The sequence below is a fragment of the Nonomuraea corallina genome, assembly GCF_027620315.1.
Taxonomy (GTDB): domain Bacteria; phylum Actinomycetota; class Actinomycetes; order Streptosporangiales; family Streptosporangiaceae; genus Nonomuraea; species Nonomuraea corallina.
In genome coordinates, this window is the sequence record NZ_JAPNNL010000271.1 from 1 (window position 1) to 6092 (window position 6092).

At 70.2% G+C, this 6092-nt stretch carries 10 protein-coding genes; 2 read left to right on the plus strand and 8 right to left on the minus strand.

Going from position 1 to position 6092, the window contains the following annotated elements:
* Positions 1–9: 9 nt before the first annotated feature.
* From OUY22_RS35155 to clpS, 5 genes are all read right to left on the minus strand, one after another.
* Positions 10–957 carry a PLP-dependent cysteine synthase family protein gene (locus OUY22_RS35155; RefSeq protein WP_270159631.1) on the minus strand — a complete coding sequence of 316 codons (948 nt, stop codon included), beginning with the start codon at positions 955–957 and terminating at the stop codon, positions 10–12.
* A gap of 1 nt (position 958) precedes the next feature.
* Positions 959–1231: a MoaD/ThiS family protein gene (locus tag OUY22_RS35160; protein WP_270159632.1), complete on the minus strand. Its 273-nt coding sequence runs from the start codon at positions 1229–1231 to the stop codon at positions 959–961.
* A gap of 159 nt (positions 1232–1390) precedes the next feature.
* Positions 1391–1792, minus strand: coding sequence for a M67 family metallopeptidase (locus OUY22_RS35165; RefSeq protein WP_270159633.1), 402 nt, complete (start codon positions 1790–1792; stop codon positions 1391–1393).
* A gap of 10 nt (positions 1793–1802) precedes the next feature.
* Positions 1803–2327: a DUF2017 domain-containing protein gene (locus tag OUY22_RS35170; protein ID WP_270159634.1), complete on the minus strand. Its 525-nt coding sequence runs from the start codon at positions 2325–2327 to the stop codon at positions 1803–1805.
* A gap of 10 nt (positions 2328–2337) precedes the next feature.
* Entirely contained in the window at positions 2338–2637 is a 300-nt protein-coding gene (clpS, locus tag OUY22_RS35175) for an ATP-dependent Clp protease adapter ClpS (RefSeq protein ID WP_408638255.1), read from the minus strand.
* A gap of 40 nt (positions 2638–2677) precedes the next feature.
* On the opposite strand from clpS, the gene OUY22_RS35180 reads away from it, so the two are divergent.
* Together OUY22_RS35180 and OUY22_RS35185 are read left to right on the plus strand one after the other, a co-directional pair.
* A complete protein-coding gene (locus OUY22_RS35180) occupies positions 2678–3961 on the plus strand; it encodes a nicotinate phosphoribosyltransferase (RefSeq protein WP_270159639.1) in 1284 nt (427 codons plus the stop codon).
* Positions 3962–3976: 15 nt separating this feature from the next.
* The gene (locus OUY22_RS35185; protein ID WP_270159635.1) at positions 3977–4546 is read left to right on the plus strand and encodes a nicotinamidase; all 570 of its coding nucleotides are present in this window, start codon (positions 3977–3979) and stop codon (positions 4544–4546) included.
* Here the strand turns inward: OUY22_RS35185 and OUY22_RS35190 are convergent.
* The 3 genes from OUY22_RS35190 to OUY22_RS35200 all read right to left on the minus strand — a co-directional run.
* Positions 4543–4965, minus strand: coding sequence for a PIN domain-containing protein (locus OUY22_RS35190; RefSeq protein ID WP_270159636.1), 423 nt, complete (start codon positions 4963–4965; stop codon positions 4543–4545). The genes OUY22_RS35185 and OUY22_RS35190 overlap by 4 nt on opposite strands.
* Positions 4965–5201, minus strand: a complete 237-nt coding sequence (locus OUY22_RS35195) for a ribbon-helix-helix domain-containing protein (protein ID WP_270159637.1) — start codon at positions 5199–5201, stop codon at positions 4965–4967. Before OUY22_RS35195 ends, OUY22_RS35190 begins: the two co-directional genes overlap by 1 nt.
* A 245-nt stretch (positions 5202–5446) precedes the next feature.
* Positions 5447–6092: hypothetical protein (locus tag OUY22_RS35200; RefSeq protein WP_270159638.1), on the minus strand; the 646-nt coding region annotated here is incomplete at its 5' end.

The window sequence follows — 6092 nt, forward strand, 5'->3', positions numbered from 1 at the left end:
TCCTCGCGCTCAGGCCCAGAGCTGGCCTTCGAGCCGCTGCTCGGCCTCGTCGAGGGTGCCTTCGTACGCGCCCGTCGAGAGGTACTTCCAGCCGCCGTCGGCCACCACGAACACCACGTCGGCCCGCTCGCCGGCCTTGACGGCCTTGCGCGCGACGCCGAGGGCGGCGTGCAGGGCGGCGCCGGTGGACACGCCCGCGAAGATGCCCTCGGAGGTCAGCAGCTCGCGGGTGCGGCGCAGCGCGTCGGCCGACCCCACGGAGAACCGGGTGGTCAGCACCGACTCGTCGTACAGCTCGGGGATGAAGCCCTCGTCCACGTTGCGCAGCCCGTAGACCAGCTCGCCGTAGCGCGGCTCGGCGGCCACGATCTGCACGCCGGGAACCCGCTCGCGCAGGAAACGGCCGACGCCCATGAGGGTCCCCGTGGTGCCCAGACCCGCCACGAAGTGGGTCACGGTGGGCAGGTCCTCCAGGATCTCCGGCCCGGTCGTCTCGTAGTGGGAGCGCCAGTTGGCCGGGTTGCCGTACTGGTAGAGCATGACCCAGTCGGGATGGGACGCGGCCAGGTCCTTGGCCACCCGCACCGCCTCGTTGGAGCCGCCCGCGGCCGGCGAGGAGATGATCTCGGCGCCCCACATGCGCAGCAGCTGACGGCGTTCCTCGGAGGTGTTCTCCGGCATGACGCACACCAGCCGGTACCCCTTGAGCTTGGCCGCCATGGCCAGCGAGATGCCGGTGTTGCCGCTGGTCGGCTCCAGGATCGTGCAGCCCGGGGTGAGCAGGCCGTCCTTCTCGGCCTGCTCGACCATCCACAGCGCGGGCCGGTCCTTGACGGAGCCGGTGGGGTTACGGTCCTCCAGCTTGGCCCACACGCGCACGTCCGGCGACGGGGACAGCCGCGGCAGCCCGACCATGGGCGTCCGGCCGACCGAGTCGATCAGGGATGCGAACCGCATGTCATCCGCCGGCGACGGCCGGGAGGACGGTCACCGTGTCGCCGTCGGAGACGGGGGTGCCGAGCCCGCCGAGGAAGCGCACGTCCTCGTCGTTCAGGTAGACGTTGACGAACCGGCGCAGGCCGTTGCCGTCGACGAGGCGTTCCTTGATGCCGGGGTGGCGGGACTCCAGGTTGGCGATCAGCTCGTCCAGGGTGGCGCCCTCGGCGCTGACGGCCTTGGCGCCGTCGGTGTAGTTACGCAGGATGGTCGGAATGCGGACCTCGATGGCCATCGCTGTCAATCTCCTCGATCTGGTCGTCGTCCCATCGGCATGCAACGCCGACGGCCGGCTGGGAATTTCCTGGTCGGGTTCCTGATCAGCGGGGACGACAGTCGTACAGGAGGACAGCAGGAGTGTGCGCGAAGAGGAAACTCTGCACAGGCCCGCCCATCATGGGACGAACCTTACCTCTTCCTCGCTGATCTCACCGTCCACGATGCGGTACGAGCGGAACTCGACCTCGTTCTCGTCCCTGGTCGAGACGAGGACGTAGTGGGCGTTCGGCTCCGACGCGTACGAGACGTCCGTCCGCGACGGGTACGCCTCGGTGGCGGTGTGGGAGTGGTAGATCACCACCGGCTCCTCGTCGCGGTCGTCCATCTCACGCCAGACGCGGAACTGCTCCATCGAGTCGAACCGGTAGAACGTCGGCGAACGCTCGGCGTTCTCCATCGGGATGAACCGCTCCGGCACCCCGTCCCGCCCCGCGATCACCCCGCACGCCTCGTCGGGGTGGTCGGCACGAGCATGGGCGACGATCTTGTCAACCAGTTCCTGCGAGATGGTCAGCATGCAGCGGAAGTTACCAGAGGGCCCGGACCAGGCTGTCCTGCAGGTAGGTGAGCCAGTCGTAGGTGACGAACGCCGGATAACGCGGGTCGTCCTCGGACATCGACTCCAGCTCCTGGTGGATCTCCTCGGTCACCTCCAGGCGGGTGCCGAGCGTGAGCCGCACGTCGTTGAGCGCGCGCATCCACGCCTGGGCCTGCTCAGGGGTCAGCTCCACCCGGCCCGGCTCGGCGGTGTCGAGCAGGGTCTGGGCGTCGGAGCGCTTGCCGTCGCGCAGCGTCGCCTCGGTGTAGCGGCGGAACTCCGACGACTCCCGCTCGTCCTCGTAGGCCGACGGGAACAGCCGCGCCAGCACCGGGTCCGACGGCGCCTTCCCGTCGCCGATGCCCAGCGCCCGCTCCAGCGGGTCGTCGCTCGTCTGACCGGGCGCGACCAGCCCGAGCACCATCGAGACGAGCGAACGCAGGATCGAGACCTCTGCGGCGTCGAACGCCGCGATCACGCCCCCGCCGCGTCCGGGGGAGAATCCCGAGCTCACGAGCGCCGCCTCACTTGACCGAGTCCGGCTGGACCGTGGCCCAGAGCCCGTAGGAATGCAGAATCTGCACGTCGCGTTCCATCTCCTCGCGGGTGCCGCTGGACACGACGGCCTTGCCCTTGTGGTGGACGTCCATCATCAGCTTCTCGGCCTTCTCCCGGGTGTAGCCGAAGACCGTTTGGAAGACATAGGTCACATAGGACATCAGGTTGACCGGGTCATTCCAGACGATCGTGACCCATGGCAGATCGGGCCGGACGTCCTGTGAAGGACGCTCGACGGTGATTGGAGCCGTGCTACCCACATTCATGAGTCTGCCCTATGTGGGCCGTACTCTCGAACTCGTGACGATGACCATGAGCACGGCGTTGCTCACAGATCACTATGAGCTGACGATGCTGCAGGCGGCCCTGCGGAGCGGTGCCGCGCACCGGCGGGCGGTCTTCGAGGTGTTCGCCCGCCACCTGCCCGGAGGACGCCGTTACGGGGTCGTCGCCGGCACCGGACGGGTCCTCGACGAGCTCGAACGCTTCCGCTTCGGCCCCGACGAGATCGACTTCCTCCGCGAGCGGCGGGTGGTCGACGAGGAGACCCTCGGTTTCCTCGCCGACTACCGGTTCTCCGGCGGCATCCACGGCTACCGCGAGGGCGACCTGTACTTCCCCGCCTCCCCCATCATGATCGTCGAGGGCACGTTCGCCGAGGCCGTGCTGCTCGAAACCCTCATCCTGTCGATCCTCAACCACGACTGCGCGATCGCCTCGGCCGCCTCCCGGATGGTGAACGCCGCCGGCGCCCGGCCGATCATCGAGATGGGCTCGCGCCGCACGCACGAGCAGGCCGCCGTCGCCGCCGCCCGCGCCGCCTACCTCGCCGGGTTCGCCTCCACCTCCAACCTCCAGGCCGGGCGGGCGTACGGGATCCCGACGGCGGGCACGGCCGCCCACGCCTTCACCCTGCTGCACGACTCCGAACACCAGGCGTTCGAAGCTCAGATCGCCTCGCTCGGCCCCGACACCACGCTGCTCGTCGACACCTACGACGTGCCCGAGGCCGTGCGCACCGCGGTCGAGCTGGCCGGGGAGAAGCTCGGCGCGGTCCGCATCGACTCCGGCGACCTGGCCGCCGCCGCCCAGGAGGTACGCGAGCAGCTCGACGCGCTCGGCGCCTTCCACACCCGCGTCCTGGTCACCTCCGACCTGGACGAGTACGCCATCGCCGCGCTCGCCGCCGCCCCCGTCGACGGCTACGGCGTCGGCACCTCCCTGGTGACCGGCTCGGGAGTGCCCACAGCCGCGCTGGTCTACAAGCTGGTGGCCCGCGAGACCCGGACCGGCAAGCTGGAGCCGGTGGCCAAGCGGTCGGTGGGCAAGCCGTCGCGGGGCGGGCTCAAACACGCCTACCGCCTGCTGGACGAGTTCGGCCACTACGAGACCGAGCTGGTCAGCACGTCCGGGCTGGTGCCGGCGGGCGGCGTGCCGCTGCTGACCGAGCTCGTGCGCGACGGCGAGATCGTCGGCCGGGAACCCCTCGCCGAGGCGCGGGGACGCCACGCCGAGGCGCTCACCCGCCTGCCGCAGGACGCCCTCCACCTCGTCCGCGGGTACGCGGCGATCCCCACGGAGTTCACCTGACGTATCGTGACCCCTATGGGTACGGCGCTGATCATCGTCGATGTGCAGAACGACTTCTGCGAGGGAGGCAGCCTCCCCGTGGCCGGCGGCTCGGAGGTGGCGGCCGCCATCACCCGCCACGTGGCCGCCCACGGCTACGACCACGTGGTGGCCACCCGTGACCACCACGTCGACCCCGGGCCGCACTTCGCCGACGAGCCCGACTTCGTGACCTCCTGGCCGGCCCACTGCGTGGCCGGCACGCCCGGCGCCGACTTCCACCCGGAGTTCGACACCTCGGCGGTGGAGGAGGTCTTCAGCAAGGGCGCCCACGAGGCGGCCTACAGCGGCTTCGAGGGCGCCTCAGGTGACGGCGTGCCGCTCGCGGAGTGGCTGCACGAGCGCGGCGTGCGCGAGGTCGACATCGTCGGCATCGCCACCGACCACTGCGTCCGCGCCACCGCCGTCGACGCCGTCAAGCACGGCCTCGCGGTCCGTGTGCTGCTCGACCTCACGGCCGGCGTGTCCCGGCAGACGACGGACGCGGCCGTGGCCCAGCTCGACGCCGCCGGCGTCACCCTGCACGGCGCCCCGATCGTCCGCTAGTTCACGTCGGCGGGCAACACGGTGAACGCGTCGCCCCAGAGCGGCTTCATCGCCCGGAAGTGCCGCTGATCGAGCGTCAGCACCCGAGTCGTCTCATAGCGGGCCGCGATGAGCGCCACAGACGCGTCAGTCAGGCCGACCTGCATGCTCGCGTACTGCTCCACGATGTCCGCCGCCTGTCGTACGTCCAGTGCGGACATGACGACCATCTCGTAGAAGCCGCTGGTCATGCTCCGCAGGAAATCGAGCTCGCGACGCACTCCCGCGAGTTTGAGGATCATGTAGTCGGTTTCCGCGAGCACGTACGGGGACAGAAGGATCGCTCCTCGCTCCGTGAAGAGCACGTCGCGGGCCTCCTTGTGCTGCGGCTGTCCCGGGTCGATCGCAGCGAGCAGGCCGCTGGTGTCGAGAACGAGCATCAGGCGCGCCCGCCCTCGCCGAAGCCCTCCGCGAGGATCTCATCGACGCGTTCGGCCGTCAGCGGCTCGTCGCTCAACTCGAAGAGCGGCAGTGTGGGACGGGGCCGCTCGGCCGCGACGTCGTCGCCGAGCATCCGGGCGATCGCCTCGCGCATGTAGGCGTCCTCGGACATGTGATGCGCCCGGGCCGCCTCCGCGACCCGCTGCTTCATGTCCTCCGGCAGGTACAGACTCACCTCTGGCACTCCTCTACGGTAACGCGGCGTCCCTGCGACGCCACGCATCACGAAGAGTACAGGCTTGACTACGATACGTTCATATGGATGCCAAGAACCCGAAGACCTTTCTCCACCCGGGAGGAAAGATCTCTACCACCGGTTCACGTCCCTGCCTGCCGTCACCTGGCGGACTGGGAACCGCCGGGGCGTCATGGTGCCGCCCGGCGGTCCCAGGACCGGCCGCCGGGCGGGGGTGCGGTGGTTCAGCCTCCGTCGCTGTCGAGGCGCGGCGAGCCGCCGTCGTCCAAGCGCTCGGTGGTGCCGCGGGTGTCCTGCTGCGGGGACTGACGACCGGTTCCCTGCTCGGGGCCGGACTCACGGTGCTCGCCCACGTGGGCGCCGTCCTCATTTCGGCCGGTCGTGGCGGGCTTGGGCAGCGGGACCGGCGCGCACTCCTTCACGTCACCCTTGATCACCGAGATGGACAAGCTGGTCGGCGTCTCACCGGGCCCGCTGCCGGAGACCGCCAGCACGAGCGTCTCGCCGCCGCCGACCGCGTTCTTGGTGATGGTGAAGTTCACCTTGCCGCCGTTCGCGTGCAGGCCGGACTCCACCCGTCCCTCGGCCTTGGCGGGCTCGCCCCTGGACGGCTGGCAGGTCTTGCCCTCGGGCAGGTAGTCGACCTGGGCGTCGACGCCCTCGGCCGCCAGCGCCCGCTCCAGCTCCCCCGGGTCGCGGAGCTCGTTGATGGTCACCTTGATCGAGCCGTCGGCCTGTGCGGTGACGGCGAACGCCGCGGACGCGCCGCCGTTGATCACCAGCGCCGCAACGGCGGCCGCCGCGACTCCCGAGAGCGCGGCGGCCAGCTTGACGAAGCGCCGGGAACGCAGCTCCGCCGCGCTGGCCACG

Excerpts from the sequence above, each read along its gene's own strand:
- OUY22_RS35155 (WP_270159631.1), bottom strand. The coding sequence starts at position 957 with ATGCGGTTCGCATCCCTGATCGACTCGGTCGGCCGGACGCCCATGGTC.
- OUY22_RS35160 (WP_270159632.1), bottom strand. The coding sequence starts at position 1,231 with ATGGCCATCGAGGTCCGCATTCCGACCATCCTGCGTAACTACACCGAC.
- OUY22_RS35165 (WP_270159633.1), bottom strand. The coding sequence starts at position 1,792 with ATGCTGACCATCTCGCAGGAACTGGTTGACAAGATCGTCGCCCATGCT.
- clpS (WP_408638255.1), bottom strand. The coding sequence starts at position 2,637 with ATGAATGTGGGTAGCACGGCTCCAATCACCGTCGAGCGTCCTTCACAG.
- OUY22_RS35180 (WP_270159639.1), top strand. The coding sequence starts at position 2,678 with ATGACCATGAGCACGGCGTTGCTCACAGATCACTATGAGCTGACGATG.
- OUY22_RS35185 (WP_270159635.1), top strand. The coding sequence starts at position 3,977 with ATGGGTACGGCGCTGATCATCGTCGATGTGCAGAACGACTTCTGCGAG.
- OUY22_RS35190 (WP_270159636.1), bottom strand. The coding sequence starts at position 4,965 with ATGCTCGTTCTCGACACCAGCGGCCTGCTCGCTGCGATCGACCCGGGA.